This is a genomic window from Acetobacter cibinongensis, assembly GCF_000963925.1.
Lineage (GTDB): Bacteria > Pseudomonadota > Alphaproteobacteria > Acetobacterales > Acetobacteraceae > Acetobacter > Acetobacter cibinongensis.
Genome location: NZ_BAMV01000002.1, coordinates 36,980 through 63,896, shown reverse-complemented (window position 1 = coordinate 63,896; position 26,917 = coordinate 36,980). Strand labels below are relative to the sequence as shown.

Here is a 26,917-nt window from a genome sequence, read left to right as displayed (position 1 = left end):
TTAGAGCCCTGCGTCTGGCTCCGCTTCCGCATCAAACAACACTTCCAGTACGGCACACCAAGGGTAACGGCTGTCATAGCTTTTGCCAGATGGGGATGAAATGCGGCCCTGTGTGTCTGTTGGTACGTGGGTCAGGGCAACTGCGTCATCTATATTGCCGCCAATAATGCTGATCTGGTTGCCAAAAGGCTGACCATGCTGCCCCGTTGCCACAACGTAACCGCAGTGAGCCGGGAAGCTGTAGGACGTTGGCAGGCTGGAAAACTGCACGGCTGTTTTGGCACGGCCACGGCCAACACAAATCAGGTCACCCTGTTTTGGGGTATATTCCGCTGGGTCATGCGCCCGCAGAACAGGAGATTGACCAGCCGCCGCAGCGTTAATGTAGGTTGCGTGGTTAGGAGAGTAGGGGAAACGGCTGTTTGCCCCCGCTACCCGCATGACATAGGAGATAAAAGCGGCGGACCACGCGTAATTTCCATCATGCACAAAGTCGGTCAGGCGACCATTGCCATCATGTTTGCCGGTCCAGGACGCTTCCGTCGTGTCCGGGTCCATACCAATCCACCAATACTCGCCCACCCGTTGCCACAGGCCGGGGGCGCGCTCGGGTTTTATGGCAGCGGTCTGGGGTTCTGGTCGTAGTTCAGGGTCATCATCATTGACCGGGCTGCCGAACAGGCGCCATTCCCGCATGGCAATAGCCACCACATCCTGCCTGTTAAAGGGGGTGTAATTGCGTGTGGCAAAATCTGGCACATGCGCATTATAGCCGTAAGACCCGGTGCCTGAAGCGCCTGTTGCCGTTGGGGCTGCGCCCGGGGTTGGTTTGGTTGCGCACGCTGCAAGGCACAGCGGAGCTAGCAAGATAACAGAGAACCTGCGTAACATCTTGTCTCCATCCAGACACATCACCCCGGACAGTCCGGAGTTATCATTTGGTTTATGCATAAGCCGCTCTGCTGCGGGGGAAAAGAGGGGAGCAGATTTTCCGTAAGGGTTGTCGCTTTTTTGCCCCTCTAGTTGGTCTGGGCTTAGGCGGCTTCCACTGTCAGGTCGGCTGTCTGGCCGTTTACACAGGCGATGGCCTGTTTGGGGTCCAGCCCCACAACAAGCCCACGTCCACCGCCATTAATATACATGATGTCCTGCCGGAGGGCTGCGGTCTCAAATACGACTGGCACCTGTGTACGGGCCCCGAATGGACTGATGCCACCAACCTGAAAACCTGTCAGCGCCTCTGCTTTCTCAGCATTCAGCATCTTGGCGTTTTTGCCACCGAAGAGGGCTGCAACTTTTTTCAGATTCATCTTCTGGTGCACAGGAATGACGGCACACACAATCTGCTTTTTATCAATTTCAACCATCAGGGTCTTAAAGACCTTCTCTTGGTCGATACCAATTCCGGCTGCTGCCTGAATACCAATTTTCCCCGGTTCTGACACATAGTCATAGTCATGCATTGTATAAGGTATGCCATGAGCCGTCAGAAAATCGGTTGTCGGGGTTTCTATTTTCGTCTGTGACATGGGGCATCCTTTGCCAAAATAGCCTGGGGGAGACCGGGTTGCTGGTTCACGGTCTGTTTATCGGAGCGGGCGGGCCATGCGTCAAGAAAGGGTGAACGCATGGCTGCCTGCGCTACAGGGAGCAGGCCTAGGCCGAGGGGCTGCTTTCCGGAAAAAGGGTTCTCAGGCCTTCTGCTGTTGCAGGGCAGCAGCCGCGCTCGGTTACCAATCCTGTAACCAAACGGGCAGGTGTGACGTCAAAGGCAGGGTTGGCGGCTGTGCTGCCATCAGGCGTAATTTGCACGGTGGTCTGCGTACCCTGCGGGTCCCGGCCAGCCACATGGGTAATTTCTGATGCAGCGCGTTCTTCAATAGGTATTTCCTGAACGCCATCGGCCACCGTCCAGTCAATGGTGGTGGAGGGGAGGGCTACCCAAAATGGAATGGCGTTATCCTGTGCAGCCAGAGCCTTCAGGTAAGTGCCAATCTTGTTCGCAACATCTCCGTTCCGGGTTACACGGTCGGTGCCGACAATGACCATATCCACCTTGCCATGCTGCATCAGGTGGCCGCCTGCATTATCCGCAATAACAGTATGGGGCACGCCGTGGCTTCCCAGTTCCCAGGCTGTCAGGGCAGCACCTTGATTCCGTGGGCGTGTTTCATCAACCCACACATGCACGTTCAGGCCTTCATCATGCGCCATGTAAATGGGGGCAAGGGCCGTGCCCCAGTCAACGGTTGCAATCCAGCCAGCATTGCAGTGGGTCAGAATATTAATCTGCGCCCCTGCTGGACGGGTTTTTGCGATATCCCGGATGATTTGCAGCCCATGACGGCCAATGGCCTCGTTCTGTGCGGCATCTTCATCGCAGATAGCCTCTGCTTCTGCATAAGCTTTTGCCACGCGCTGCTCCGGGGTGAGAGGACGAAGGCATGTGAGCATCCGGTCAATGGCCCAGCGGAGATTGATGGCCGTGGGGCGTGTGGCTGCCAGCATAGTAGCCTGATTTTCCAGACTAGTGTCTGAAGCATCCTGCCGTAGCGCCAGTGCCAGCCCGTATGCTGCAACGGCACCAATAAGTGGCGCACCGCGGACCTGCATGGTGCAAATAGCCTGCGCAACCTCGTCCGGGGTGGTCAGGGTAAGGATGTCCAGAGAGAAAGGAAGGCGTGTTTGGTCAAAGATATGCACTGACCAGCCATCTTTTTCATTCAGCCATACGCTGCGATAGGGAACGCCATTGATTTTCATGCTTTGAAGTCCTGAGGGTCATGAAGCGGAATGTCAGGGGAAACTTAATGGATAGTGTAGCATTTTACCATGCGGCACGCGAATGCGTGACCGAAGGCGTAGAGAAGTGACCTGCCTGTAACCCTGGTGCTGAACGCTTTTCTGTAAAGGTGAAAGTATTTTTTGCAATTTCTTGGTATTTTGTTATGTAGGGCTAGATATTTCAGAGCGTAGAGGTGTTCTGTAATATGGTTTTGGTATGAAATTTCAAAGCCGTATTTTAAAACAGTCTTATATGATCTGAATTTTATGGAAATTGAGTCAGGGGAGTTTTGAATGAGCGATACCAAAAAGCGCCGTGCCACGGCACGCACAGCACCAGCCGCCCGTGTAGCAGCAGCACCCGCCCGCCGTGGCCGCCCGGCTGCGGTGAAAAAAGAAGTGGTGGAAGAAGAAGTTGCTCCAAAAGCGAAAGGCCGCCGTGCTGCTGTTAAAGTTGCTCCTGCTGCCAAGCCCGTGCGTGCAGCAAAAGCTGCCACGACTAAAAAAGCGGTAGCAGAAAAGCCAAAAGCAACCCGTGCCAGCCGCAAGGTTGTAGAAGAGGTTGCTGTGAAGCCTGCTCGCACAACACGCCGTAAAACAGCCGCTGTTGTGGAAGAAAGCGCACCGGCACCAGTGCGTCGCGGCCGTCGCCCAAGTGCTGTTGTAGAAGCTCCCAAGCCGGTTAAAGCTGCCCGCAAAACGGCAAAAACCGTTGTGGAAGAAGCTCCCGTAAAGACGCGCAAAACCCGCGTTGCTGCGGCTCCGGTTGAAGAAAAAGTTGTTCTGTCAGCTGTGGAAAAACTGCGTATTGTGCAGGAAACCCGCCGCCGTAAGCGCTATGAGCGCCTGGCAGCAGAAGCTGTTGAAGCAGAAAAAGCGACATCCGGTAAAGCTGCACGTGGCCGCAAGCCTGCTCGCGCTACACGTGGTCGCAAAGGCTGAAACATCAATCCTTAGCCGTTGCTGAAAAGCCAGATCCTGTCATGGGGTCTGGCTTTTTTTTTCAGAAAATTATGGCTTTAGAAGTGCCTGACTAAAAGAAATTCAGCCTTAAGCATAAACATCAAAAATAAAATATGATCCCCTTTTGTTCTTGTTTTATTAAAACACAGCGTAGAGTTTAAGAGTTTCATACAGTTACACAGGTGGGGCTGTTGTCAGCCAGAAACAGGGTGCCTGAAAGTGTGTTGTGTGGTCAGCATCCGGTTCCAAAAGTTCGCTCACCATTTTCCGGTAGAGGCGCAGCACACAAAACTGGGTCTGTTCCGGTGCATCTGTACTATCAGAATGCAATGTCGCCAACCACGCAGAAATGCCGGCAGCTTCTGTTACTAAAAGTGGTGCCTTACGGCTGAGTGCAATACCGTGATCAAAATAAGAAGCTGCCGTATTGGGCGTTGTCACATGGTAGAGCCATTGTGACGCGTTAGGCTGCGGGCGGTTCAGTGTTCCGTGCGGCACGTAAGCTAACCTTACGTCCTGTGCGTTCAGATGCTGCCGGGGCAGTGGTGGAAGCGGGTGTGCAAATAGATCCGTCTGTACCGGGGGCGGGTGGGTCTTGTGCTTTTTCGCGGCTGTTCTTTTGCTTTTATCGGCAAGAGCCGGTTTTGCTGTAGAGGCAGGGCGCGTGCAGGATGGCAACTCAAGGTCAGGAAGATCTGGCGTGTGGGAGCGTGTAAGGCGGGACTTGCGGGAAACACTCACGGCCAGTGTCCTCTACAGTCTGCTATGCAAACCAGATCACACAGCGAGCGGCCTTCTTACCTTCTAGACGCTGAAGGCGTGAAGCTGCCTTCTAGGAGTGAGAAGCGTGAGGTGTCTGCTGTGGCGTGCCAGCAGCACAGGAGGCGCAGAGGCCTTCAATTTCAATAGATGTGCTTTTGACGACAAACCCCTCATCCCGACATGCCTGTCGAACGGACTCGAGCACTTTGGGTGTGGTAATTTCAGTGACACTCCGACAGCTCCGACAAATGAGGAACTGTGCGGTGTGGAGGCACATGCTGTCATGATCGTGGTTATGCGTGCATTCGGGTGTCTGCTGGTCATGCAGCAGATGGGTGCACGGTACAAAGGCTGACAGCCGCTCAATCCGATGGATTAATCCCTGTTCCAGCAGGAAGTCCAGAGCGCGATAGACGGTTGGCGGCGCGGGTTTGCGGTCAGGGGCCTTTATACGTTCCAGCAGGTCGTAGGCGCCCACGGGAGTTTGCGCGCTGAGGATAAGCCCCAGTATCTCCCGCCGTTGCGGTGTCATGCGTGCGCCATGCTCTGCACACACCGCTGTGGCCCGGTCCAGCAACTGTTGCATGGCAGGGGTGAGGGGGTCGGTAAAAATGGGGGATGTGTGTGAAGAGTTTTTCATGGGCCAGCATTCATTATCACGACCTGCAAACCATACGCCAGCAGGAAGAGGAAGAACAGATTGGGCTGGTTTGATGATTGCAGGGAATATGTTATATTATCACATCACGATAAAAAGCCTGCCGGAAAATGTGGTATGGTCCTGGGTGTGAGGCTGATAAATGCGGTGTCCTGTTTCTCTACTGTCCTGCCTTATGGTGTGCGGCCTCAGCGTGGGAGCGGTGACAGCGCAGGCACGCCCTCTCCTTGTCGCGGCTGAAAATACCTGGGGCGACTTGGCTGAGCAAATTGCCGAGCCAGACATGGAGGTGCGCTCCATTCTGACACAGCCTGCTTTGGACCCGCATCTCTATGAACCTGGGCCGGCAGAAGGAAGACTTGTGCATGATGCCGCCCTGATTGTGGCCAACGGTGCCGGGTATGACCCGTGGATTGACCGTCTTGCTGCGGCCCGCTCTGGCCAGCCTGCTCGGCTGGTCAGGGCGCAGGACGTTATGACCTGGCACGAGGGCGACAACACGCACTTATGGTACAATTTTAAGGTTGTCAGAGCTTTTGTTGAGCGGCTGGTAACAGAATGCCAGCAAGCAGACCCCATCCATTCAGCGGCCTATGCAACGCGGGGTGTTGCGGTTTTATCTGCCGTGGGGCAGGTGGAGCAGCAGGCAGCACAAGCCCGCACCCTGATAGGCGGCATGGTTGTGGCCGCAACCGAGCCAGTTTTTACGCCGCTGGCAGAGAGGCTGGGTTTGATTATGAAGGAGCAGGCCTTTCAGCTTGCCATCATGAATGATGTGGAACCACCGGCATCCGCTGTCGCCGCGTTTCATGATGATATAGAGCAGCAGCGCATCCGCATGGTGGCTTATAATGCACAGGCGGACCGGCCCTCCGTGCAGCGTTTGATAGCTCTTGCCAGACAAAAGGCCATTCCAGTCTTGCCAGTGCAGGAAATCATGCCACAAGGGCTGCATTGGCAGTCATGGGTTGGGCAGACAATTGAGCACGTTATACAGGCCCTCGGGAAGAAACAGTGAACATACCCGCGCTTGAAGTCTCGCACGTTACGCTGGCGCGTGGTGGGCAGGTTGTCTTGCAGGACATCAGCTTTGCGGTGCCCAAAGGAAGTTTTGTGGGCGTGCTGGGCGCTAATGGCGCTGGGAAAACAACCGTGTTCCGTGCCCTGCTGGGCCTTGAACCCTTACAGTCCGGCACCGTGACGGTACAGGGTGTGCCGGTACATCAGGGTAATCCCAAAGTCGGGTACATGCCCCAAATGCGTAAACTGGTGGGCGGGCAGCTTACCGGCTGGAGCATGGTGGCCGCTGCCAGAAAAGGGCAGAAATGGGGGCTACCCTGGTGCGGGCGTCCAGGTCGCGCGGCGGTAGATGCCGCATTGGAAGCCGTTGACGCGCAGGATCTGGCAAAAAAGCCGGTGGCCTCTTTATCCGGCGGCCAAAGGCAGAGGTTACTACTGGCCCAGACTTTGCTGGATGATCCCTCACTCCTGCTTCTTGATGAACCACTTGCCAGCCTTGACCCTGCCCGTATGCGGGAGACAGCGGCACGTATTCATGCTCTGGCGCAGGCACGGGCCATGACAGTTCTGATGTCTGCTCATGACATCAACCCGTTGCTTGGGTTAATGGACCATGTTTTGTATCTGGCGCGCGGTAAAGCGCTGCTGGGCACAGTGGATGACGTGATTACGACAGAAGCCCTGACAGCCCTGTATAATGCACCAGTTGATGTTGTGCGCGCAGGTGGCCGCGTCTTTGTGGTGGCGGAGGGGGGCGGCGCAGCCCTTCAGCCGCACGACTGCACAGGGGGGCATACCCATGCTTGACTATGATTTTATGCGGATAGCGTTTTGCGCGGCGTTTCTGGTGGCGGCTGTGTGCGGCCCGGTTGGCTGGTTTCTGGTGCTGCGTGGGCAAACATTTGCAAGCCATGCGTTGTCCCATGTGGGTTTTGCCGGGGCAACAGGCGCTTTGCTGCTGGGTTTTTCACCATTATCCGGCATGACGCTTGGTGCCTTGAGTGCAGGGGTACTGATGGGTTTTGCCGGTGAGCGCACAGCTGGGCGGGACGTGATGATAGGGCTGGTGCTCTCCGTGGCACTCGGCTTGGGAGCCCTGTTTCTGCATTTCCTGACCCATGCTGCCAGCGCGGCTACAGCCTTGCTGTTTGGTGATATTCTCGGTGTAAGCCGGTCCATGCTGCTATGGTTGCTGGTCTTGAGCGTCAGTTGCCTTGCGGTGCTGGCGTTTTTGTCGCGGCCCCTGCTTTTTGCCTCGCTGCAACCGGAACTGGCTGAGGCCAAAGGGGTTTCTATCCGGCTGCTGGACGTGATTTTTCTGGCTCTTGTGGCCCTGGCAACGGCAGAATGTGCGCAGATAACCGGAATTTTGCTGGTGTTTACGCTGATGGTCGCCCCTGCGGCAACGCTTCTGCGTATGGGGCTGGCACCATTAGTGGCACTTGCCGGGACGATTTTTCTGGCGGTCGCGGAGGCATGGGGCGGACTGGTTTTGTCCTGGTATACTGATGCCCCTACATCCTTCTGGATTGCCCTTATAGGGGGCATTGTCTTTCTGCTCACCTGCGGTGCACAGCGACTGTTTGGCCGTTAGACTTGGCCCACCACTGGCACCGCGCAGAGCGATTGATTACTGTGGCAGGGACCAGTCCAGCCATGCCCACAGCGTCATAAAAACAGCCAGCCCGATATGCAGGTAAATCAAGACCTGCATATCAATAACGGGTACGTCTGTTTCTGCTTTTTTCTTTTTCTTTGGCAGGCTCATGGCGTTTTCATCCTTACGGTACCCTGTGGGTTTGTGCAGGCCATCAAGCTGTTGTGTGAGGGAGGGGATGGTAGGCCCGGTTAAAATACACAAGACCGCCTATATTCTGGTTGACCCTTAACCCTTCCACAATGGCAAACAGCACACTGTGCGTTCCTACTTCTACAATCTGGCTGATGCGGCAGTCAAACGTGGCAACGGCCTCTTCCAGTACCGGTGCGCCGGTGGCCAGTGTGGTCCAGTGGCCTAGAGCGAAACGCTCAGCCATGGTGTTAGGGCTGGCAAAGTGGTTGGAAAGTGCCTGCTGGGCGGAGGACAGCACGTTAACGCACAGTGTCCCCCCTTCCATAAAAGCGTCCCGCGTACGGCTGCCACGGTTGAGGCAAACAAGTAATGTGGGCGGGGTATCTGTGACAGAACAGACGGCCGAAGCAGTGAACCCAATGGGGTTGGTCTGTGTTCCGGTTGTCACAATGTTAACAGCGGCGCCAAGCCGGGACATTGCATCGCGGAAGGCACTGGTCTCCAAGGCCGACATCTGCTCTCCTCTGGGTTATCGCATGGTTGCAATGTTTTGTGCATGAATGAAGAAGGAAAGCAATGACTGACGATCGTCTTTCAGGGGTATCAACAGTTAAAACCCAACGTGCAGGACATCTTGGCCGCATTATACTGGACCGCCCAAGCCACCTGAACGCCGTGGATCTGAACATGGCCGAGGGTATAAGCCGCGTGCTGGATGCGTGGCAGAATGACCCCGGCGTGCAGGTCATACTGCTTCAGAGTTCGTCCCCCCGTGCATTTTGTGCAGGGGGAGACCTTAAGGCACTCCACGGGCTGATTGCACAGGAAGGTACTGATAGAGCTTTCCAGGCTATGTCCGGTGTTTATGCCGTGATGCGGAAAATAGCAGCATACCCCAAACCCACCGTGTCCTTTCTGGATGGTATTGCCATGGGTGGGGGTATTGGGTTGGGTGGCCATGCCACCTATCGTGTTGTGACGGAGAATTCCGTTATCGCCATGCCGGAGACGGGTATTGGCCTGACGCCAGATGCTGGAGGCTCTTGGATTTTAAGCCGCGCCCCCGGTTTTTCTGGCCTGCGACTGGCCGTTACCGGCAACCGGATGAACGGCATTGGAGCAATCATGGCCGGCTTTGCCGATCGGATGGTACCAGCCGAAACGCTTTCAGACATTGCAGCCTTGCTTGAAAAGCGCGGCGCTCACGAGGTTTTTGCACTGATCGCGCCTATTCCGGCGGTGAATGTGCAGGGATTGGATGGCTGTTACGATGCGCCGGATCTGGCAACGGCTGTCAAAAATCTGGTCGAACGTGGGGGAGAGGAAGGGCAGAAAGATCTTATGGCGCTGTCTCAGGCGTGCCCGTTCTCCGTTCAGCTTGCGTGGGAGGCATGGCACCGTGCCCGCAACCTGACAACACTGGATGCGGCCTTTGAACAGGAGGAAACTCTGGTCAGCCACCTCATACGGCGTAAGGATTTCACGGAAGGTGTGCGCAGCAAGTTGATTGACCGTGATGGTGCGCCGCAATGGACCCCCGGCACGCTACCAGAAGTTGATATGGCGGAGGTTCATGCCTGTTTTACAAGATAGTCTCAGAGCGTAGATGGTGGATATGGCGGCATGAAGAATTGCCGCCAGTCTTCAAACTGTTGCTGTAAATCAGGCGTCGGGCTGCGCCCCTCAAGCTTGCCATGGGCCTGATAATGCGCCTGGCCGGAGGGCCAGTCACCTAACTGGACGGAAATAGCGACATCCGGATTTTGGTGCAGGTACCAATCCTCAGAAAACTGTTGTCCGCTTACGGTGCGTTCTTCCCAATATCCTCTTTGCAGAAAATGGTCTTTGCCCGACGCAAATTGACCTTCCTTGACAGCAGTAGCGACATCCGGGTTCGCATCAAGGTAAGCGGCCTCATCAAAAGGCTGCTGTGCCAGATATGTCTTTAAAAGGAAAAGCAGCAGGCTTTTGGGCACGGGAACAGTGCTGCTTTGGTCACAGGCAGGGGCAAAACCGAGTGTGCGGGCGAAAAGGGATGCTGCGATCATAAGTAAGCATAAACATTAACAATTGGTTAATGCAATATATCAGAACAGGTTGTAGCCTCTCTTCAAATAAGGTCGTGGTGTTTGAAATACCTTTGATAAGGGTAACAGAGAGTCCGCATTAGGAGTGAAGTGACAGGTACCATGCTGACAGTTGATATCAATTCCCTACATCGGCATGAGTTTACGCCTCTTTTTTCTCCAGCGTTCACGCTTCCGACGCCGCGCGTGCAAAATCTTAAGATCATTCCCCCGCAGATTCTGGAAGCCATGCGTCCGGGCTGGCTGACCGGCCAGCATGCTGCACGCCCCATTCAGGTTACGAAACTGTTTGATGTTTTTGTCACGGAAGAGGGATTGGTTTTTACACAAGATAGAAAGCTGATTGCCCAGAGCATTACACAACACAGCCCGCAAGAATGCCAAGGAGCCTATGAGCGCTTGACTGTTCAGGGCGCTTACCAGAGCATAGAGCAACCAAGCCTGCTCCTCCGCAAACGTGGCGACCATAATTACGGCCACTGGCTTGTGGAGGTCCTGCCAAAACTCTGGGCGGCTGAACACCGTGTGGCCGTTACCACTCTGGTTGTGCCTGCTCTGGCGTCTGCCATGCAGAGCATTATACGGGATTCCATAGCGCTCTCAGCAGCGCGACACTATGCGTATCTGCCGTTGTCTACTCAGGATATCTGCTTTTTTAAGGAGTTGGTTCTGGTCCATGGGTTGACTGAACATGGGGTTTATATGTCCCCGCAGGTTTTTGCCCGCACGGACGCCATGCGGATGAGTTTGCCGGAAAGCCAGCCTATGAAGATTTACGTGGAGAGAACACAAAGCGCCCGCAGGGTAGTCAATGCGGCAGATTGCCAAAAGGTTTTGCAGCAGAAGGGTTTTATCAGCGTTGATCCGGCACATCTGACGTTTCTGGAACAAGTCCGGCTTTTTAAGAATGCAGTATGCGTGGTTGGGGTTATGGGCGCAGGCATGGCCAATATGGCTTTCTGCCCGCCCGGCTGTAAAACCGTCGTGCTGGCTCCTGCGACAATGCCAGACACGTTTTTTTCCTTTATCGCCGGGTTGCGTGGCCTGAATTACACGGAAATACGGGGCCCAATGACCCCGGAGACCATGAGTTGGGATGAGCCCTTTAGCATTGACCCTGCACAGCTTGAGGCCAGTCTGGCGGTGTAAACGCTTACCCGAACACAACGTGATGATGTGGCACGGGTTCTGTCACGGCTGCATTGGCGCCGCGAATGTCAGGTGAAAGCTGCAATGGCCCATAGCGGTGGAAAAAGCCCGGCACGGAGGAAACGATATAGGCTGCCTGCTCAAGGCAGGAGACAACGCGCTCTCGTGGTAGGCAGGAGCTTTGGGGATGGGGCGTTGAGCTAATGCTCTGTGCCGCCTGTAACAGGCGTGCGGCTGTTACATCAGGAGCTTCATGCAGTGTTTTGAAGGATGCCAGAGCGTCCAGCAGCGCCGCGTGAGCTTGCGGAGCCAGTGTGGTGCGGCCCGCATTCCAACGGAGGCGCACGATTAATCTCCCCAGTGAGAGGGCGGCAAAGGCGGCATCTGTGTAGCCTGTGCGGTCAACCGTTTCATCCAAAAAGGAAAGACGCATGATAAGGCGGGAGATTTTCTGTAACTGTAGGCCTTCCCACGCCACCCACAGAACAGGTTTGTTATGGCGCGAGGTAGCAAGCCGTTGCACGCTGTGGGTGAGGGAACTGACCAGACGTGCAGCATCCAGCCTGTGATCTGCCGGAAGAATGACACGAAAGACCAGCACGAGCAGAATACAGGCGACAACCATAGTGGCCCAGTTGTTGGTCAGCGTGAGGTCATCATAGACAATCGGGTTGCTGACCGAGAGCATCATGGTGAAAAAGACAGCATATCCAAACGCGCCAATACTGTAGCGGGGGTGCAGTTGCAGCCACACACCAGGCAGCAGAAAAACGCAGAGTGTTAACCAGAGCAGCGGATAGCCATCAATACGGGGCAGGCCGATCACATGGCACAGGAAACTTGCCGGAATAGCCAGCGCAGTTCCTACCGCCATAAGTGGACTGGTCTTGGCAGCGGAGGGGGTGGTGGAGAGCAAGCTGGAGGCGGCCACAACATATAGCATCAGCATTGGTCCCGCACTCCAATGGAAAACATACCAGAGCAGCCCAGCCAGAAGTGCAATGAACATACCACGTGCGCCGTTCCGCATGGCCATGGGCCACTCCAGATAGCTGTTCAGTTTAAAGGGCACACGATGGGGGCGGAGCGTGGTGATATCTTTAAGGGCCAGATCGAGCTGAATCAGCACGTCCCGTGTATTATCAAGTGAGGCAAGAACACTGGGGACTGGGTTTTCACGTTCCAGCGCATCCAGTTTTCTTAACGTGACATGAATGGTGTCTGACACAGCTTTGGGGTTGGCTTCCCAGCCATCCTGCTCTGTCAGGGTGAGAATGGTACGCAGTGTCTCGGCAACATCGCGGTGCACCTGGCAGGAAGCGCCATTGGCAAGAGAGAGGTTAAGCCAGTAAGGGTGATATGTTACAATAAGCCCGGTCAGGCGGCTTAGGCCTATGCGGAGGTGCGTAACACGGGCCTGCATGTCCCGGTCATCCGCCGCAGCGTATTCAATAGCGGGGCCAAGCCCTGTCATGCGGGCCAGCAGACGGCCGCGGCTATCGTAAAGTGGTTGAGGCAGCCCACGAAAGGCCGGAGTGGCTGAGGTGTTTTCCAACCCGGTGACTTGCTCATCCATAACATCTGCGGCCTGCGCGGGGGAGGCACGGCTACTTTCTGCATCATGAAAAGAGAGCGCATGGCGGACCGTTTCCCGAAAGGCGTCATGCAGTGTTGCCAGTATTTTGGCCGGGGTACGCGGTGTGGTCAGCATGAACACAAAAGCGGAGACCACCACCCCGGTTGTGACAGCAGAGAGCCGCCCCATGGCCGCCAGGAAAATGGAGTCAGGGTCTGCAAAAGCCGGGGAGGACACGATAACAATAGTGTACCCGGTCAGCACCGCAGCATAAGCCCGGAAGAGGCGCAAAAACGTGGCCATCATGCAGGACAGGCCAATAAAGACGGACAGCGCAGCAAAATAAAGAACGGGTGACTGCACAAAAGCCGCCATTACTGCCACGCTGATACCCGCGCCAAGCAAAGTGCCAATAACACGCCAGACGCTTTTGGACACAATGGCCCCTACCGTGGGGTTGGCCACAATAAGCACGGTTGTTGCAGCACTCATGGGGGATTGGAGCTGAAAGGTGAAGGCCAGAAAAAGCGCTATGCCAACCGCTAAAAACACGCGGGCCGTGTAGGCTGCTGTACGCAGGGTCGTCTGCCACCGGACATCATCGGCAAACATGGCGGGAGCGTGCTGATTGAGAAAGGACAAAAACACGTTTGGCATGGTGTATTTTTTCTAGAAACAGTCAGACGGTTGGTTCAGGCGGTACAGAAAGCAGTAGGTCAAGCTGACTAATCAAAGGCGGGATCTGCTCAGCAGGCATGGTGGCCGTCATGTCCTGCTCAAGCTGGGCTGCGACATCATGAAAAATGGCGCAGCGTTGTTGGCCGGTGTGGGTCAGCGTAATGCGCTTTGCCCTGCGGTCCTGCTCATCGGGATGGCGGGCGATAAACCCTTCTTTTTCCAGAAGATCAAGAATACGGACCAGAGCAGAACAATCCGTGTCCATGGCTTGTGCAAGGTCACGCTGAGTTGCGCCACCTGGCATCATCATCAAATACGCCATGGGCCGCATGAGGGCTACGGTCATGCCATGGGGGCGGAGGGCGCGTTCAAGCCGGGTACGCCAGATAGAGGCCAGCCGCATGACACGGAAGGTCAACGCCATGTTATGAAAACGTGCGTCTTCCAGCCCTTTCAAACCATGCTGGGCACTCATGCGTGAACTCCATTGTTAGTATGGTAATATTTGACATGAAAAATATATTGGCACGAATATAACAGAACCTCAGGCCGGGTCAACGCGGCCTCCGAGACAGTTTTTTGCACTCCGTAAAATTATCAATTTTATCAGGCGCTTTTTTCTTGCAGCGTGCGTTGTAAGGCCTTTAAAGGCCTCTGGCTTGCGCCTGTGCGAAGGGCCGTAAAAGCATAAATGAGCCGGACACAACCACATGGGAGAGACGCCAGGTGTCTCAAAAATTTCCGCCAGCAACCCTGATCGGTTTGGGGGCGCTCTGCGCGGCAACGTTTATTGCCATTACCAGCGAACTGGCCCCCATCGGATTGATGCTGGAGATGTCGCGCACCTTTAATGTAGGGGGGGGCGTATCGGGCTGGCCATTACGGCCTACGCATTGATTGTGGCTGTTATTGCTGTGCCTCTGACCAGCCTGACGGCACGGATAGACAGGAAAAAACTGCTTCTTACGGCATTGGTCGGGTATGTGGCGACCAATGTGATTTCCGCGTCTGCCCCCACATTTACAGTCCTTTGTCTTGGGCGTGTTGTTGGTGGAGCTGCACACGCTCTGCTTATGTCCATGGTGTCTGCTTACGCGGCGCATCTGGTGCCTGCACGGCAGACCGGGCGTGCCATTTCCATCGTCTTTGGCGGGGCCTCGCTGGGCGGTATATTAGGGGTGCCTGGGGCTGCCGCACTGGGGCATTTTGCCGGTTGGCGCATAGCTCTTTGGGTGGCAGCAGGTCTTGCTGCCGTTCTTACCGTCTTTATTGCGGTTTATTTGCCCAGGGTTGGGCATGGCACGCAGGCCCCTTCCTTCACGCTGGCGCGCAAGCCGGGTGCTGTGCGGGCTTTTATTCAGGCCTTGTTGGCAAACGCTCTGTTCTTTCTGGCGCATAATACGCTCTACACCTACATTGCGCCTGTGCTTATGGCGCATGGTTTGCCAGAAAGCTCTATCAGTCTGGACCTGCTGATTATTGGTGCCTGTAGCCTGTCAGGGCTTTGGGCTTCAGGTTTGGTGGTGGATAAAAGCCCACGCTGGGGCTTGCTGGTATCCGGTGCTGTTATGGTGCTGGGTATTCTGCTTGTGTGCGGTCATGTTGTGTCTGGCGTGGCAACGGTTGCAGTTGTTGCTCTGTGGTGCTCGGGTTACGCAGGCGTTATTCCGTTCATCATGTCTGGGGCTATCCGTACACGGGCCACCTCTGCTGACATTGCCGGGGCTGCGGTGAATAGCACCAGTAATATTGGTATTTTGTTAGGGGCCGCGTTTGGCGGCAGGCTTCTGGCATCTTACGGTGTTCAAGTGCTTGCACCCGTTGCAATTGGCCTGACGGTTCTCACTCTGCTTGTTGTGCTTTTGAGCGCTCAAGCTTTTCCCGCTCATCTTGGAGAGCATGAAGAAGCTTGAAACATCTCAAAAGGGTCCTGAAGCCCGCTCTTTCAGGACCCTTACCAGACCAGAATTAGCGTATGGGAAGATGGGACTGGCGGTGTAGGACCAGGAGGGCTTGCCCGGCGTCATTTTGCAAGGTCAGTACATCGCCTTTTTCTGACAGAGTCCACGCGGCGACCGTTTTTAACGCATTAAGGAAAGCCTGTTCCCGTTGCATGGTTGTGGCTTCCATACAGGCTCTGCGCGTAGTGGCTACCGGGCCAAATTTCAGGTTTTGGGCGCTGGATGTAAAACGGCCAGAGATCTGATTACACACCGTTGACCCTGCTACAGTGCCATCATCGTGCAGTTCAAGGGTAGGTGTCTGGGAGCCATCGCGGAGAGAGGTTTCCCCAATCTGGTCTGTTTGCCAGGAGCCGGTAACAGTGTGTGGTAATCGCTCTGTACCATCCCGGCGCAGAACCAGCAGAATGTTGCCATTACTGCGCTGGTTTACGGGGGCTGGCATGGGGGTTTTGAACCAGGCCTGACCGTTTACAAAAATTGTTGCTGCAACGGCATAGGTTTTCTTGGCGGTCAGCGTTGAGCTGTTGACTGTTAACTGAAACGGCAGTGGTACCTGCTTCTCAGTTGTAAACTGCTGGGATGCTATGACCTTGGGGGGGGCTGAGGGCGTGCTAACATCCAGCAGGCGCACTTCAACTGTGGCTGGTGGGAGGGCAATACGCTCCCGGTAAGTAATGCTGCCATGAAGGGTGGTTTGAGCAGGCTGTGCATGTGCCGCTTGCCGGGTGGGTAAGACCAAGGCGCAACTGCATAAGGCCAGAAAACTGGCCTTGAGGAGAGTGCGACTGAAAAAAGAGTATCCTGACATGCCTATCCCTTTCTTGCGCAGCGCTATGCTGCTGCAAGCAAGAGAGCCGCAGCAGTATACCGGACTGGCACAAAACAAGTGGGAGATAATCAGGCTCTGCGCAGGTGCCAGCACAGCACATATTGAAGAACAACTCCTGTTATGGCCAGAAGTTGCCCTTAAGTGGAGAGGCCGTACCGATTAACGGCGGTTGTTACGCAGGTGTGTTATCAGGGCGGTCACCCCGGCCGCCAGAGCAGCCCCCCGTAGGCCCGCCATGACACTGGAGGTCGTGAAAAAGGAAAGAGGGCTGTCCAGCCTGCGGGATTTGGCATCAAACGCACCATGAGCGCCAAAGGCCCCCGGTGCTGTAGCGTACAGGTCATCCGGAGCGTTTGGCTCTGCACAGGTTTTTTCAAGTTGGGCTTTGTATCCGTGGTCGGCCAGCCGCTTTTCGCGGTAGCCAGCGCCCAGAAGTTTCTGAAACGCGGAGAAAGGAGCGCTTGGCCCGACCGAGATCGTGCGGCTTGTTGTAAAAGCTGCCCTGCAAATGGCTTCTGCAGCCACTTCCGGCTCATAGACCGGGCCAACAGGTTTAAGGCGTTTGCCTGTTGTGTTTTTGGTCCAGCCGTACCGTGGCGTGTTGATGGAGGGGAGGTCAACCATCACAACCCGGATGGCATCCGCATCGTGCAGCAATTCTGGCCGCAAGCTCTCACAAAAGCCACGCAGGGCAGCACGTGCACCATTTTCTGCTGCTTGCAGAGGCAGGCCACGCAGTGCCGGTGCAAGGTCCAGATTAATAATGGTGCCACGCCCGCGGCGGCGCATATGCTCCAGCGCAGCCAGTGTGCCATTCACGCTACCCAGATAAGTGACTTCCGTTGCGCGCCGGATATCCTGCGCAGAAAGTGTTGCCACTTGCCCAACCACGGTAGCACCCGCGCAATTGGCCCACACAGAAATAGGGCCAAGCTCTGCCTCAACCTGATATGCGGCTTTTGCCACGGCTTCTGCATCCGCTACGTCAACTGGCAGAACCAGTGTTCGGATGGCGTGGGCTTTCAGGTCGGCTGCGGTTTCTTTCAGCCGGTCTTCGTTACGGCCTAACAGGGCAATGTCAAAGCCAGCACGACCCAGGGCGCGGGCGGCGGCGCGGCCAATGCCTGCTCCGGCTCCGGTAATAACGGCAATTTGCGTGGGCATAAGGAGGGTCTCCCGGCTGTTCAGGCGTAAACGGAAAGCATGTAGAGGGTTTGTGCCTTGCTCTTGCCTGTCTCGCAAGTCAGGCAAGTGTTAGGTTGCTGTGTAAAAGACCTGGTGACGGAGTTCTGTTTTTCAAGCAGCTCAAAGATACCGGAGGGCAAGAAAACCACCCAGCAACAGCACGGCAAAAATACCCATTAGAAGCGGTAGGCGTGTTTCAATAAACTGCTCAATAGGGGCACCAAACCGGCGTAAGAGTGCTGCTACCAGAAAAAAGCGTGTGCCGCGGGTAATGGCGCTGGCAAGCAGGAAAGGGCCCATGGCAAAATGGGCCATGCCGCTGGCGATCGTAACAAATTTATAGGGGATGGGGGTGAGCCCCTTGAACAGGATGATCCACACGCCCCATTGCCGGAATTTTTCCTGCAAGGCGGCCAGTGTGTGTTCTGCGTGGTAGAAATGAACAATGGGTTTTGCTGCGTAGTCCAGCAGCATAGCCCCGATAACCCACCCCAGAATACCGCCCGCAACGCTGGCTATTGTGCAGATGGCGGCATATCGCCACGCCTTCTGCCGTTGCGCCAGCACCATAGGCACTAGCAACGTTTCCGGCGGTAGCGGGAAAAAGCTTGCCTCACAAAATGACAGCAATGCCAGCCACAGCGGCGCGTAAGGGCTGCCAGCGTGACGGAGCACTTTGGCGTACAGGCGGTTCAGCAAGGAGGGCGGGCGTGCCGGGGCAGATGTGTCAGACATACCCGCAGCAATGCCATGAGACCCACTGTTACGCTAGAGGGCAGACAGGCTTATAGGCGCTCGCGGCGCAAGACGTCTTCAGCTTTGCTGTGAATAGTGGCGTACTCTTCCTGCGAGAGGTGGCCCTTGTGCAACATCTCACTGGCACGTGCCAACGCGTCCCGCGCATGTGTTGCGTCTGGAATAGGGTAACGCCTGCCAGGCAGGGCAAAGGCGCTGTCGGGTAGGGCATCACGCTCTGCGGCGGTCAGTTTAGACATGGGTTTTTGTGCTCCCATCAGTTTGGTCTGGGGTGGAAGGTGCCGTCACTTCGTCCAGATCCGCCATGGCGGCTTCTGCGCTGGTTGTTGGCACGTCGGACACCGCAATGGTGCCCGCTGGGGGGTGGTTTGCCGGATGTTTGAGGTTTTTTGTGACCTGAAACGCCTTGAACACAGCCAGTGTGCCAAAAACAACAACACCCACAGCTTGCCCGAGTTGCACGCCAGCAGGCCCATAATGCTGCCCAATACCAACAAAGGGAATGGTCCCTAAAGTTGCGCGGCCCCAGTTGAAGGCCGTGGAGTAAAGTGGGTACCCAAGGTTGTTGAAGGCCGCGTTGGCCACAAACAGCATACCAACAAACAGATAGCTGCCGATTGTAAGGGAGCAGAACAGGTGGATGAGCATTGCAGCATCCCCCTGAGCATTAAAAACAGCCACAACGTAATTTTGCAGAACGGCAAGAATGAGCCACGTTGCCCCAATGCTGAGCATGACCAGCTTGAGGGCGGCTGTCAGGGTCTCCCGCACACGGGGGTAGAAGCCTGCTCCCATGTTCTGCGCCATAATGGGGCCAACAGAACCTGTGAGCGCAAACACCAGCGAGAACAAGACAGGCACCGTGCGTTCTATGGACGCTTGGCCGCCCACGGCTTCCAGCCCAAACCGCGCCATGGACTCGGTGACATAAACCCCACCCACCGGCGTGGCCAGATTGGTGAGGATGGCCGGTGTGGCAACGGAGCCGACATGCCGGGCATCCGCTACAACGCGGGACAGCGTTGGCCACGTCACCATATCGTGGCGCAATGCGCCCATAAGGCCCACAAGTGCTACGACAAAACGGGACATGACAGTGCTGATGGCGGCCCCGGTCAGCCCTTCATGCAAACCGAAAATCATGATCGGGTCCAGCACTGCTGCGGTAATGGCCCCGAGCAGGGTAATATGCATGGAGCCTTTGGCATCGCCCACAACACGCATGAGGGCTGAAAACCCCATACCCATGCAAATAAGCGGCAAAAATGGGCTGACAACCTGAAGATAGCGGGTTGCGTGGTCCAGCGCATCACCCTGTGCGCCAAAAAGCTGCAACAGGGGGTGGGCAACAAGCATGGTGCCAATGCCCAGAACACAGGAAAGCCCGAACATGACCAGCAGTGCGGAGGACGCAATCTGCTTTGCTTCCTCATGCCGTCCAGCCCCGATCTCTCTGCCTACGGCAGCACTGACACCAATAGTCAGACCAATGGAGACCGCAATTTGCAGGCCGATGACAGCCCCGGCAAAGCCTATTGCCGCTGTCAGTGCAGCCTGATTGAGATGCGCAATATAGACCATATTGAGCATGTCCACCGCAAACACGGCCATCAACCCAATTGCACCCGTACCCGCCATAACCAGAACATGCCGCATGATGCTGCCGGTAATAAAGCAGGCTTTCTGTCTGGTGGGCGGGTGGGGCCTTGTCATGCGTGCTCCGGTCCGGTGCCTTCAGGGTGGTGTGGAAGGCGTTAGAGAAATAATATTATGTCACGCTAGGGCATCCCTGCGAACGCCCGCAAAAGAGAGCACCCATTATTTCAGAAAAAAACATAAAGGCCAGACTGAAACGGTCACGGTGCTACATTAGGTAAGGGCTGGTCCGGGTTTTTCAACTCGACAGGGTGGCCAAGATAGGCGGTCAGAACTGTTTGTGTCGGGCCATCCATTTTGATGTGCCCGTCTTCCAGCCAGATCAGACGGTTACACCATTCAGCCACAACAGTGCTCATATGGCTGGAGAGCACCAGAATATCAGCTTTTGAGACAAGGTTTTCCAGCCGGGAGCGCGCATGTTGCCGGAAGGCGGCATCACCGGCCATAAACCATTCATCCATAAGCAGAACATCAGGCATGATGGCTGTTGCTAAACCGAAGGAGAGGCGCACGACCATGCCGGAACTATAGGTGTTGACGGGCAGGTCCATAAAAGAGCCAAGCTGTGCAAAGGCCTCAACATCTTCTTCCACACGAGTGATTTGTGGTTTGGTCAGGCCCGCCAGCATACCCCGAAGGTGAATGTTCTCCCGGCCCGTCAGCACGTTGTTCATGCCCAGCATGGGGTCCAGAAGGGTGCCGATTGTACCGTGAATGGTCACACTGCCCGCTACGGGTTCATAAATACCGGCAAGCGCGCGGAGAAGCGTGGTTTTGCCCGCACCATTCCGCCCCACAAGGCCTAAGCGGTCACCTGGTTTAAGGGTGAAAGAAATGTTCTGGAGCGCCTGCACCACAACACGGTTGCGTCTGTCCTGTGAAAACCGGCCCTGAAACGCCCCGCGCACAGTCTTGCGGAGGGAACGCGTGTTGCCGTGATAGAGGGGAAAAGAAACATCCAGATTTTGAACGGTTATCTGCGGCAAGACATTATACCCAATAAGCCAGACGCGCCCGGATACGGGCAAAAAGCGTACAAGTGATGACCCCCAGCAGAGCAGACCATAAAAGGGCTGCTGGCCAGACCATGACGCTCAGATGGTCCCCGGTCAGGGGGCCGCGTAAAATTTCTATCAGCGGGAAGAAGGGGTCCAGCAAAAGCCATTCCTCTCCCACACTCATCAGTTCCGGTGCCCATATAACGGGTGTGACGAAAAAAAGGATTTGCAGGATACTGGCCATAATGGGCGGAATATCGCGAAAGCGCGCGCCCAGTATCGCCAGAAAGAGGGTAAGGAAAAAGCTGTCAACGCCCCAGACCACCAGAGCCGCCAGCAGCGCCCATGTCCAGTGTGGTGTGGTGTGGAACCAGAGGAACACGACCACGACGACCGGCACGTTATGCGCACAGACCATCCAGTTTCTGACGGTCGAACGGATGATGTGCAGGCTATAGGGGAGGCGTGCCGCATGGATCATGGAAGCGGCTGTATTGAACGTCGTGCAGCTTTCCGTCATTAGGCCACTGACAAACATCCAGATTACCAGAGAAATGGTAAGAAACGGCAGATAGATGTGCACGTCCATGTGCATAAGGTAAGAGTAAAGCAGGCCCATGGCCGCAACCATGATGGTGGCGGAGAGAGTGAGCCAGAATGGCCCTAGCAGGGAGCCACGATAGCGCTGTTTGATGTCCAGCCAGCTCAGCGTGCAGGCCAGTTTTCCAAGCGTCAGCCCTTCCATAAAATCGTGCCAGGCATGCCGGAAACACGCAAACCCGTGCTCTGGCTCCAGATGGAGCACGGGTTCCGGGCCGGACGGCTCTGGCAGTATGGGGCCTGAGGGATGAGAGGCTTGTAGGGTATCCATGATTCTCCCAGTCGTTAGACAACACACAGCGCGTGCGCAAGTACGAGCCAAAGAGTATGGCATTTTTCGTGCCGGGAACCCTATTCCGGCCCCGTTTGCTGCACGGGGTGGATGACAACTCGGGCCGTGGTTGCTAAACCCCGCACGACTCATAGCAAGCCTGCCAACCCTGAAAGAGCCGGGAACAGCCATTACCATGAAGATCGTCGCTTGTAACAGCAACCTGCCGCTGGCCGAGGCCGTTGCCAAAGAAATCGGTTTGCCCCTGTGCAATGTCACGGTACGCCGCTTTGCCGACATGGAAGTTTTTGTCGAAATTCATGAGAATGTGCGCGGGGAGGACGTGTTTGTCATCCAGAGCACCTGCACACCAACGAACGACAACCTGATGGAACTGCTGATCATGCTGGACGCCCTGCGTCGCGGGTCAGCACGCCGTATTACGGCGGTTATTCCTTATTTCGGGTATGCGCGGCAGGATCGTAAATCTGGCCCCCGTACGCCTATCAGCGCCAAGTTGGTCGCCAACCTGCTGGTGGAAGCAGGTGCCAGCCGCGTGCTGACACTCGACCTGCACGCCATGCAGATTCAGGGTTTCTTTGATATTCCGGTTGATAACCTTTATGCCGCACCTCTGTTTGTACGGGACATCAAGGAACGTTACGGCGATCGTGACCTGATGATTGTCTCGCCAGATGTTGGTGGGGTTGTGCGTGCCCGCCAGTTGGCGCAGCGCCTGAACACGGATCTGGCTATTATTGATAAACGCCGCGAACGCGCAGGTGTGTCTGAAGTCATGAACGTGATTGGTGATGTCAAAGGCCGTCACTGCCTGCTGGTGGATGATATTGTGGATAGCGGTGGCTCCCTGTGCAATGCTGCACAGGCTATTGCCAATAACGGCGCAGCATCCGTTGGGGCCTACGTGACCCATGGTGTGCTGACCGGGCAGGCCGTTGAGCGCATCGGGTCTTCCTGCATTGAAATGCTGACCTTGACGGACAGTATCCGGGCAACGGAGAGTGTGCAGGCTGCCAGCAACATTCGGCAGATCACCATTGCAGGCCTGCTTGCCCGCGCCATGAGTGCGGTGGCAGACGAAAGTTCTGTTTCCTCCCTGTTTGATTGAGACGGCATGACACAGCTTGACCTTCGCCCTTACTGGTATCTTCGCCATGGCCAGACAGACTGGAACCGGGAAGGCCTTTCACAAGGCCGGACCGATGTGCCACTGAATGCCACAGGCATTGAGCAGGCCGGGGCGGCGGTCGGGTTTGTTCTGCCAGGATTAAAAACGCTCACACCTTTTACACATATCGTCAGCTCGCCTCTGGACCGCGCCTTCCAGACGGCGGCGATTATGCGGGAAGGGCTGATAACACACGGTCTGGAGGCGTTGCCTTTAGAGACGGATGACGGGTTGGAAGAAGTCTGCTTTGGTGAGCAGGAAGGCCAACCCATGGGCGACTGGTATGATAGCTGGATTGCCGGGGAGTACACACCGCAGGGTGCTGAACGGTTTGAAGACTTAAAGGCGCGTGCGGTTGATGCCGTTAATCGGGCAACGCAGCTTGGCGGTGTGCCGTTGATAGTTGCGCATGGTGCGCTTTTCCGTGCTTTGCGGGCGGCCATGAACCTGCCTGCAAATGTACGCCTGCCCAACGCCACTCCTTTGTGGCTGGAGCCAGGAAAAACGACAGCAGAGGCATGGACTCTGACGGTCGTTTCGGACACCCCGGAGATCTGATTTTCAGCGGGCCAGAGGAAAATACGGCTTAATCCGTTTTATCTGGCTCTCAGAAAGCAAAAATACCTGCTCACAGACCTACACATTATGACTAGGTAGGTCTGTGACAGAGAACAGCTTGCCCAGTCCAATACATGGATAGCTCTGAGCCTCTGTAGGCTGCCTCCAATCTGGAGCAACCTGCCTTAACAAAAGCCCCCCTCATTCTAAAGTAAACGAAGGGGGCTTTGTTCTTTATCCAACCAACCGAAGAGTTGTTTTGGTTGAGTTGGCTAGCAGATACGGTCCTGCTGCATGGAGTGTCAGGGAAAGAATACCCATGCTGTCTTGGACGATGTCCCCCAAGGGCAGAACGGCATTACCATTTGTCCAGGCGACCTGGCTTTCTACGCCAGTTCCATGCCAGCCTTCAGGTTTATCAGCTTGAAGATGTGCCACGATGTCGGTCTGCTCTCTTTTGGTCAGCACAAGTTGGATCGTGCCAATAGCAACGCCAAGTTCACGACGATCATCGACAAACGGCCCAATAGTGTCGGCAGGACGGCTTGCGCGGGAGACAACACGAACCACCGCAGTATTAGGTGGCAGCATGAAGCTGTAGACGCTTCCCTTCTGACGTAAGGGACGGATCACGCCACCCGTTTCCGTTACAAGATGCAGATCTGGATTATTGGTTGTTTCAGCTGTGGCGACACAGGCTGGCATCCCAAGAATCTTTTCTGATCTTTCAGCAAGACTACGGAAAATAGGCTCAACGAAAGACTGTTCGACACAAAGCGGTGCTGCGGCATCGTCTTCCCAGTTGTAATGGGTAGAGCGGAGTGCAGCAACAGCCCCTTCCTGCCGGAATGTTTTCCGATTGCCTGTATCCAGATAGCTTTCAGTCAGCATTCCGTCTGCCATGATGACGGAGTGTGTGGCTGTTTCAATGTGATAATAGTCGTAAGTGGTGATGGACGTGTCATAGAACACGGAACGACCATTAACCAGCATACGGGCAGGAACAAACTTGCCATCAAAATACAGGCAATGTTCAGCCGTGATGAGCATGTCCTTGTAAGGAACGCCTTCGGCAATGGCATTCTTGAGAATGCGCACCGGGTAACCGGCTTCATCCATAGGCAGATGTGGGCGAACTGTTGCACGTGTCTGACCAGCCCAGACGACTTTCTGAACGCTTTCCTGACCATTGTCATAGGTCACAACGTCATCGCCCAGACGCAGGGTCTGAACAGCGCAGTCACCGGTAGGCGTTTTGATCAGAGAGTCTGCAAGGAAGCACACTTCATAAACCAGATCACCATCACTATCGGCACCCAGCGTATAGCCAGCCGCTTCAGCCCCGATGATATTCAAGGTCACGCTTGCGCCGCCTGCCAGGGTCAGCTTGACGTGGTCTGCATCAGGATAGGTTACAGACGTGACATCAGCAGCCTTGACGCCATCAAGCTTAATGACATCAGAGTTGCTTGCAGACGTACCGTCAAAGCCACTGATAACAGTCGTCAACGTTCCACCAGATGCAAGGCCGGAAACAGTCAACCCGCCATTAGTGCTTCCCTGCAAATCAACACTGCCACCGGCATTGTTCCAGAGTGTGGCGAGACCACCGTTCTGAAGCGTAAGGGCGCCGGAGAGTGTTGTGCCGCTGGCGGCACTGACCTGCCCACCGCTAGAGACCGTTGTTGTGCCCAGAACACTGTTTGCATCTGCATACAGCGTGCCGCCGTTATTAACGGTATTGTTTGTGGCTGTACCGCCGGAGGCAATTTCCACGACACCGCCACTGTTGACGGTTGTGGCAGAAGCCGTGCCAGCTATACCAAGTCCGCCACCAGCGGAAACTACAGTCCCGGAAACAGTAGCGCCGCTGCTCACAACAAGTGCGGCAAGTGTTTCTACGGTTACGTTGTTCGCAGACCCGCCAGCGCTAACGGTTATTCTACCGCTATTTTCGAGAGTGGCTGAATTTATGACACCGCCAGCATCAACGTAGGCTGACCCACCATTGATGGTATTGCCGTTTGCTTTACCGCCGGAGGTAATTTCCATCACACCGCCACTGGTGACGGTTGTGGCAGAAGCCGTGCCGGCCACACCAATTCCGCCGCCAGCGGAAACTACAGTCCCGGAAACAGTAGCGCCGCTGTTCACAACAAGTGCAGCAAGTGTTTCTACGGTTACGTTGTTCGCAGATGCACCAGCGCTAACGGTTATTCTACCGCTATTTTCGAGAGTTGCTGAATTTATGACACCGCCAGCATCAACATAGGCAGAGCCACCATCGATGGTATTACCGTTCGCTTTACCGCCGGAGGTAATTTCTATCACACCGCCACTGGTGACGATTGTGTTTGAGGCTGTACCGGCAACGCCAATACCGCCACCGTTGGAAATTACGGTGCCAGAAACTGTGCCACCGGCGCTTGCAATAATATTGGCGCCACTACCGGCAACAATGCCGGCAGCATTTCCGCCGGATTGCACGTAAAGCATTGCGCCAGATGCCAAGCTGGCACCGCTGGATGTGCTGTTCCAGTGAGAGAGCACCCCGCCATTCTGAACGAGCAATCCGCCAGAAATAGTAGCACCGGGAGTTGTAAGAACGACCCCACCGCCTCCGATGGATCCCCCAACAAGCGTTCCGCCGGAATAAACAAGAATTTTCCCGCCGTTATAAGGCCCGTATAGAGAGCTGCCATTCTGCTCTATAAGGGTGGCTCCGCTGTTCACAACTATCTGGCCAGTATTTATAACGGATTGATATTGGCCTTTAGCCCCAGAATTCAGGACTTCCTGAAAATCAGAGACTGTTCCTGTTGCTGTTTGTCCCGACGTGTAAGTCGTACTCATTTACTTGTCCTCAGACATATTAACATAGAAGTGCGTTTTGTTTGTTTTTCTTTAAATATTATAGGACAAAAGAAAAACTTAGACTTAAACTGCACTTATGTTTTCATTGATGACGTTCATCATGAATAGGTGACTGTAGTTAGCCGCTTTTTAGTGGGAAAGAATCCAGCAGAGCATGCAATCAACTACAGAATTTTGACTGTCAGCCATAAATGCAATTCCTTCCCGAAATTAATAAATAGGCGTACACATAGTGGCTAATTGTTAAGCTAGTGTTTCACGCTAACAATTAGCAAACGAAAAAAAGTTGCTAAGAGGAAAAAAAGTTGTTGGGGGAAAATCGACAGGGCGGCTAATGTTTGATTTTTAAAAACTTATTTTTTGATAGAACCAGTAATGCAGCATATCTGTTTGAAATAAGAGGCTTCTCATAATAATACCGTTTATTAGGAGAACAGACATTGATAGGGAAATTATGAACGGCCTGATCCAAAAGCTGCACGTTCAGGGGGTAGGGTCACTTTGACCGACCCTTGCTGATGTAATGTCATGGTCAGCAATATAGTCGAAGATTCAGGAATTTTTT

The 26,917-nt window shown here is 55.0% G+C and carries 28 protein-coding genes; 10 read left to right on the top strand and 18 right to left on the bottom strand.

What is annotated here, in order from left to right:
* The 3 genes from Abci_RS00990 to mtnA all read right to left on the bottom strand — a co-directional run bounded on the left by Abci_RS00990 (position 1) and on the right by mtnA (position 2,763).
* Positions 1–891, bottom strand: a complete 891-nt coding sequence (locus Abci_RS00990; protein ID WP_048837337.1) for a DUF2272 domain-containing protein — start codon at positions 889–891, stop codon at positions 1–3.
* A 143-nt stretch (positions 892–1,034) separates the two neighbouring features.
* Positions 1,035–1,529, bottom strand: a complete 495-nt coding sequence (gene ybaK, locus Abci_RS00985; RefSeq protein WP_048837286.1) for a Cys-tRNA(Pro) deacylase — start codon at positions 1,527–1,529, stop codon at positions 1,035–1,037.
* 127 nt (positions 1,530–1,656) lie between these two features.
* A complete protein-coding gene (gene mtnA / locus Abci_RS00980; RefSeq protein ID WP_048837285.1) occupies positions 1,657–2,763 on the bottom strand; it encodes an S-methyl-5-thioribose-1-phosphate isomerase in 1,107 nt (368 codons plus the stop codon).
* A gap of 315 nt (positions 2,764–3,078) precedes the next feature.
* On the opposite strand from mtnA, the gene Abci_RS00975 reads away from it, so the two are divergent.
* Positions 3,079–3,726 carry a hypothetical protein gene (locus Abci_RS00975; RefSeq protein ID WP_048837284.1) on the top strand — a complete coding sequence of 216 codons (648 nt, stop codon included), beginning with the start codon at positions 3,079–3,081 and terminating at the stop codon, positions 3,724–3,726.
* A 195-nt stretch (positions 3,727–3,921) separates the two neighbouring features.
* On the opposite strand, the gene Abci_RS00970 is transcribed toward Abci_RS00975, so the two are convergent.
* Positions 3,922–4,488: a hypothetical protein gene (locus tag Abci_RS00970; protein ID WP_048837283.1), complete on the bottom strand. Its 567-nt coding sequence runs from the start codon at positions 4,486–4,488 to the stop codon at positions 3,922–3,924.
* A gap of 91 nt (positions 4,489–4,579) precedes the next feature.
* Positions 4,580–5,149: a Fur family transcriptional regulator gene (locus tag Abci_RS00965; RefSeq protein WP_048837282.1), complete on the bottom strand. Its 570-nt coding sequence runs from the start codon at positions 5,147–5,149 to the stop codon at positions 4,580–4,582.
* Between the two features lie 160 nt (positions 5,150–5,309).
* On the opposite strand from Abci_RS00965, the gene Abci_RS00960 reads away from it, so the two are divergent.
* Genes Abci_RS00960 through Abci_RS00950 form a run of 3 tightly spaced genes read left to right on the top strand, consistent with a single transcriptional unit; the run spans position 5,310 to position 7,781 of the window.
* On the top strand, positions 5,310–6,185 hold the full coding sequence (locus Abci_RS00960) for a metal ABC transporter solute-binding protein, Zn/Mn family (RefSeq protein WP_048837281.1): 876 nt from the start codon (positions 5,310–5,312) through the stop codon (positions 6,183–6,185).
* On the top strand, positions 6,182–6,994 hold the full coding sequence (locus Abci_RS00955; protein WP_052944743.1) for a metal ABC transporter ATP-binding protein: 813 nt from the start codon (positions 6,182–6,184) through the stop codon (positions 6,992–6,994). Before Abci_RS00960 ends, Abci_RS00955 begins: the two co-directional genes overlap by 4 nt.
* Positions 6,987–7,781, top strand: coding sequence for a metal ABC transporter permease (locus Abci_RS00950; RefSeq protein WP_048837280.1), 795 nt, complete (start codon positions 6,987–6,989; stop codon positions 7,779–7,781). The genes Abci_RS00955 and Abci_RS00950 overlap by 8 nt, the downstream gene beginning before the upstream one ends.
* Before the next feature lie 36 nt (positions 7,782–7,817).
* On the opposite strand, the gene Abci_RS00945 is transcribed toward Abci_RS00950, so the two are convergent.
* Together Abci_RS00945 and Abci_RS00940 are read right to left on the bottom strand one after the other, a co-directional pair.
* Complete coding sequence (locus Abci_RS00945) at positions 7,818–7,955, bottom strand: hypothetical protein (RefSeq protein WP_181015804.1); 138 nt, start codon at positions 7,953–7,955, stop codon at positions 7,818–7,820.
* 43 nt (positions 7,956–7,998) lie between these two features.
* Positions 7,999–8,493, bottom strand: a complete 495-nt coding sequence (locus Abci_RS00940) for a flavin reductase (protein WP_048837279.1) — start codon at positions 8,491–8,493, stop codon at positions 7,999–8,001.
* Between the two features lie 62 nt (positions 8,494–8,555).
* Here Abci_RS00940 and Abci_RS00935 point away from each other — a divergent pair, with 62 nt between their 5' ends.
* Positions 8,556–9,572: an enoyl-CoA hydratase/isomerase family protein gene (locus tag Abci_RS00935; RefSeq protein ID WP_048837278.1), complete on the top strand. Its 1,017-nt coding sequence runs from the start codon at positions 8,556–8,558 to the stop codon at positions 9,570–9,572.
* A 2-nt stretch (positions 9,573–9,574) separates the two neighbouring features.
* On the opposite strand, the gene Abci_RS00930 is transcribed toward Abci_RS00935, so the two are convergent.
* Positions 9,575–10,027 (bottom strand): hypothetical protein, encoded by a 453-nt coding sequence (locus Abci_RS00930; RefSeq protein ID WP_048837277.1) that lies wholly within the window; start codon positions 10,025–10,027, stop codon positions 9,575–9,577.
* 141 nt (positions 10,028–10,168) lie between these two features.
* Here Abci_RS00930 and Abci_RS00925 point away from each other — a divergent pair, with 141 nt between their 5' ends.
* On the top strand, positions 10,169–11,215 hold the full coding sequence (locus Abci_RS00925; protein ID WP_146806932.1) for a glycosyltransferase family 61 protein: 1,047 nt from the start codon (positions 10,169–10,171) through the stop codon (positions 11,213–11,215).
* A gap of 4 nt (positions 11,216–11,219) precedes the next feature.
* Here the strand turns inward: Abci_RS00925 and Abci_RS00920 are convergent, their stop codons facing one another.
* Both Abci_RS00920 and Abci_RS00915 read right to left on the bottom strand, forming a co-directional pair.
* A complete protein-coding gene (locus Abci_RS00920; RefSeq protein ID WP_048837275.1) occupies positions 11,220–13,448 on the bottom strand; it encodes an FUSC family protein in 2,229 nt (742 codons plus the stop codon).
* A gap of 22 nt (positions 13,449–13,470) precedes the next feature.
* Positions 13,471–13,944, bottom strand: coding sequence for a MarR family winged helix-turn-helix transcriptional regulator (locus tag Abci_RS00915; protein ID WP_048837274.1), 474 nt, complete (start codon positions 13,942–13,944; stop codon positions 13,471–13,473).
* A 251-nt stretch (positions 13,945–14,195) separates the two neighbouring features.
* On the opposite strand from Abci_RS00915, the gene Abci_RS14335 reads away from it, so the two are divergent.
* Both Abci_RS14335 and Abci_RS00910 read left to right on the top strand, forming a co-directional pair.
* Complete coding sequence (locus Abci_RS14335) at positions 14,196–14,366, top strand: hypothetical protein (protein WP_306302099.1); 171 nt, start codon at positions 14,196–14,198, stop codon at positions 14,364–14,366.
* A 2-nt stretch (positions 14,367–14,368) separates the two neighbouring features.
* Entirely contained in the window at positions 14,369–15,382 is a 1,014-nt protein-coding gene (locus Abci_RS00910; protein ID WP_306302098.1) for an MFS transporter, read from the top strand.
* 55 nt (positions 15,383–15,437) lie between these two features.
* Here Abci_RS00910 and Abci_RS00905 read toward each other — a convergent pair whose 3' ends face one another.
* From Abci_RS00905 to Abci_RS00875, 7 genes are all read right to left on the bottom strand, one after another.
* A complete protein-coding gene (locus Abci_RS00905; RefSeq protein WP_048837273.1) occupies positions 15,438–16,241 on the bottom strand; it encodes an META domain-containing protein in 804 nt (267 codons plus the stop codon).
* A gap of 180 nt (positions 16,242–16,421) precedes the next feature.
* Entirely contained in the window at positions 16,422–17,426 is a 1,005-nt protein-coding gene (locus Abci_RS00900; protein ID WP_048837271.1) for an SDR family oxidoreductase, read from the bottom strand.
* Positions 17,427–17,567: 141 nt separating this feature from the next.
* On the bottom strand, positions 17,568–18,146 hold the full coding sequence (locus tag Abci_RS00895) for a YqaA family protein (protein WP_048837335.1): 579 nt from the start codon (positions 18,144–18,146) through the stop codon (positions 17,568–17,570).
* A gap of 86 nt (positions 18,147–18,232) precedes the next feature.
* Positions 18,233–18,442 (bottom strand): hypothetical protein, encoded by a 210-nt coding sequence (locus Abci_RS00890; RefSeq protein WP_048837270.1) that lies wholly within the window; start codon positions 18,440–18,442, stop codon positions 18,233–18,235.
* Entirely contained in the window at positions 18,435–19,916 is a 1,482-nt protein-coding gene (locus tag Abci_RS00885; protein WP_048837269.1) for an MATE family efflux transporter, read from the bottom strand. The genes Abci_RS00890 and Abci_RS00885 overlap by 8 nt, the downstream gene beginning before the upstream one ends.
* 143 nt (positions 19,917–20,059) lie before the next feature.
* Positions 20,060–20,848: an ABC transporter ATP-binding protein gene (locus Abci_RS00880; RefSeq protein ID WP_048837268.1), complete on the bottom strand. Its 789-nt coding sequence runs from the start codon at positions 20,846–20,848 to the stop codon at positions 20,060–20,062.
* Positions 20,849–20,852: 4 nt separating this feature from the next.
* Positions 20,853–21,731 (bottom strand): ABC transporter permease, encoded by an 879-nt coding sequence (locus tag Abci_RS00875; RefSeq protein WP_084597456.1) that lies wholly within the window; start codon positions 21,729–21,731, stop codon positions 20,853–20,855.
* A gap of 196 nt (positions 21,732–21,927) precedes the next feature.
* On the opposite strand from Abci_RS00875, the gene Abci_RS00870 reads away from it, so the two are divergent.
* Both Abci_RS00870 and Abci_RS00865 read left to right on the top strand, forming a co-directional pair.
* Entirely contained in the window at positions 21,928–22,860 is a 933-nt protein-coding gene (locus tag Abci_RS00870; protein ID WP_048837267.1) for a ribose-phosphate pyrophosphokinase, read from the top strand.
* Positions 22,861–22,866: 6 nt separating this feature from the next.
* Positions 22,867–23,478, top strand: a complete 612-nt coding sequence (locus Abci_RS00865; RefSeq protein ID WP_048837266.1) for a histidine phosphatase family protein — start codon at positions 22,867–22,869, stop codon at positions 23,476–23,478.
* Positions 23,479–23,712: 234 nt separating this feature from the next.
* Here the strand turns inward: Abci_RS00865 and Abci_RS00860 are convergent, their stop codons facing one another.
* Entirely contained in the window at positions 23,713–26,331 is a 2,619-nt protein-coding gene (locus tag Abci_RS00860; RefSeq protein ID WP_084597455.1) for a Hint domain-containing protein, read from the bottom strand.
* Between the last annotated feature and the right edge of the window lie 586 nt (positions 26,332–26,917).

Excerpts from the sequence above, each read along its gene's own strand:
- ybaK (WP_048837286.1), bottom strand. The coding sequence starts at position 1,529 with ATGTCACAGACGAAAATAGAAACCCCGACAACCGATTTTCTGACGGCT.
- mtnA (WP_048837285.1), bottom strand. The coding sequence starts at position 2,763 with ATGAAAATCAATGGCGTTCCCTATCGCAGCGTATGGCTGAATGAAAAA.
- Abci_RS00930 (WP_048837277.1), bottom strand. The coding sequence starts at position 10,027 with ATGATCGCAGCATCCCTTTTCGCCCGCACACTCGGTTTTGCCCCTGCC.
- Abci_RS00865 (WP_048837266.1), top strand. The coding sequence starts at position 22,867 with ATGACACAGCTTGACCTTCGCCCTTACTGGTATCTTCGCCATGGCCAG.
- Abci_RS00920 (WP_048837275.1), bottom strand. The coding sequence starts at position 13,448 with ATGCCAAACGTGTTTTTGTCCTTTCTCAATCAGCACGCTCCCGCCATG.
- Abci_RS00945 (WP_181015804.1), bottom strand. The coding sequence starts at position 7,955 with ATGAGCCTGCCAAAGAAAAAGAAAAAAGCAGAAACAGACGTACCCGTT.
- Abci_RS00935 (WP_048837278.1), top strand. The coding sequence starts at position 8,556 with ATGACTGACGATCGTCTTTCAGGGGTATCAACAGTTAAAACCCAACGT.
- Abci_RS00915 (WP_048837274.1), bottom strand. The coding sequence starts at position 13,944 with ATGAGTGCCCAGCATGGTTTGAAAGGGCTGGAAGACGCACGTTTTCAT.
- Abci_RS00950 (WP_048837280.1), top strand. The coding sequence starts at position 6,987 with ATGCTTGACTATGATTTTATGCGGATAGCGTTTTGCGCGGCGTTTCTG.
- Abci_RS00870 (WP_048837267.1), top strand. The coding sequence starts at position 21,928 with ATGAAGATCGTCGCTTGTAACAGCAACCTGCCGCTGGCCGAGGCCGTT.
- Abci_RS00965 (WP_048837282.1), bottom strand. The coding sequence starts at position 5,149 with ATGAAAAACTCTTCACACACATCCCCCATTTTTACCGACCCCCTCACC.
- Abci_RS00940 (WP_048837279.1), bottom strand. The coding sequence starts at position 8,493 with ATGTCGGCCTTGGAGACCAGTGCCTTCCGCGATGCAATGTCCCGGCTT.
- Abci_RS00875 (WP_084597456.1), bottom strand. The coding sequence starts at position 21,731 with ATGGATACCCTACAAGCCTCTCATCCCTCAGGCCCCATACTGCCAGAG.
- Abci_RS00925 (WP_146806932.1), top strand. The coding sequence starts at position 10,169 with ATGCTGACAGTTGATATCAATTCCCTACATCGGCATGAGTTTACGCCT.
- Abci_RS00905 (WP_048837273.1), bottom strand. The coding sequence starts at position 16,241 with ATGTCAGGATACTCTTTTTTCAGTCGCACTCTCCTCAAGGCCAGTTTT.
- Abci_RS00885 (WP_048837269.1), bottom strand. The coding sequence starts at position 19,916 with ATGACAAGGCCCCACCCGCCCACCAGACAGAAAGCCTGCTTTATTACC.
- Abci_RS00990 (WP_048837337.1), bottom strand. The coding sequence starts at position 891 with ATGTTACGCAGGTTCTCTGTTATCTTGCTAGCTCCGCTGTGCCTTGCA.
- Abci_RS00890 (WP_048837270.1), bottom strand. The coding sequence starts at position 18,442 with ATGTCTAAACTGACCGCCGCAGAGCGTGATGCCCTACCCGACAGCGCC.
- Abci_RS00860 (WP_084597455.1), bottom strand. The coding sequence starts at position 26,331 with ATGAGTACGACTTACACGTCGGGACAAACAGCAACAGGAACAGTCTCT.
- Abci_RS00960 (WP_048837281.1), top strand. The coding sequence starts at position 5,310 with ATGCGGTGTCCTGTTTCTCTACTGTCCTGCCTTATGGTGTGCGGCCTC.
- Abci_RS00975 (WP_048837284.1), top strand. The coding sequence starts at position 3,079 with ATGAGCGATACCAAAAAGCGCCGTGCCACGGCACGCACAGCACCAGCC.
- Abci_RS00900 (WP_048837271.1), bottom strand. The coding sequence starts at position 17,426 with ATGCCCACGCAAATTGCCGTTATTACCGGAGCCGGAGCAGGCATTGGC.